This is a genomic window from Gluconobacter sp. P5H9_a (genome assembly GCF_018812085.1).
Lineage (GTDB): Bacteria > Pseudomonadota > Alphaproteobacteria > Acetobacterales > Acetobacteraceae > Gluconobacter.
The window spans coordinates 1-658 of record NZ_JACRVW010000056.1 but is presented as its reverse complement, the minus strand read 5'-3'; the positions used below and the strand labels follow the sequence as shown (position 1 = coordinate 658).

Here is a 658-nt window from a genome sequence, read left to right as displayed (position 1 = left end):
GAGGAGTTGCGGGCGGCATGGCGTTTAMCTGCCCTGCCTGTGCGGGCGTCCTTGGCCGAGGTGTCCAGTGCTGCGCTGGCGGTTGAGGAGCGAAGCCCAGCGCTACAGGAGCCGGAAGTAGCGATGGAGAAGGCAAAAGGTGAGGGGAGGGAAGCACGTCGAGAGGACTTGGACACTATCAAGCGGGCAGGGGTGCGCAATGAGGCGACCTAGAACGTCAGCACGTCAGGGGACKGGCGCTGGGGGTTAGMTGAGGGCCTGACAGKTGCMCGGAAGAACCGGCTGCAAGACTGCGTTCAGAGGGTCGGRGAAATGGKAGGMTTCATGGCGCAGCAGTTTGAGGAAATGGTTAATGGGGTTCTGCAATAAATTTCCCCGTCAGCCCGATCTGAGTTCGAGGCCGAATGGTCAGAGGCTGTTGAGCGTGGCTATGCGCCAGAATGGAACGGTGTAGGAGACGGGCCGGGTGAGGCGTCCGGCGCATCATCCAACGGCCCCTCGCTCGGTATGTGACAGGTCACGAAAATGGGGCAGCTTCCACACTACCCCAGAGGAACTGCCTAATATTTTAGTAGGAATAACTCAGCACAAGTAAAAACAACGCGATACGAGTTATCGGTCTATCGGGCGTGAGAACTGGGCCAGATGCGCAGGATTT

The 658-nt window shown here is 58.6% G+C and carries 1 protein-coding gene; it reads left to right on the top strand.

Annotation, left to right across the window (positions count from 1 at the left end):
* Positions 1–213 (top strand): hypothetical protein (locus KP708_RS15450; protein ID WP_215757246.1); only part of this gene is annotated, 213 nt, incomplete at its 5' end.
* Positions 214–658 lie beyond the last annotated feature (445 nt).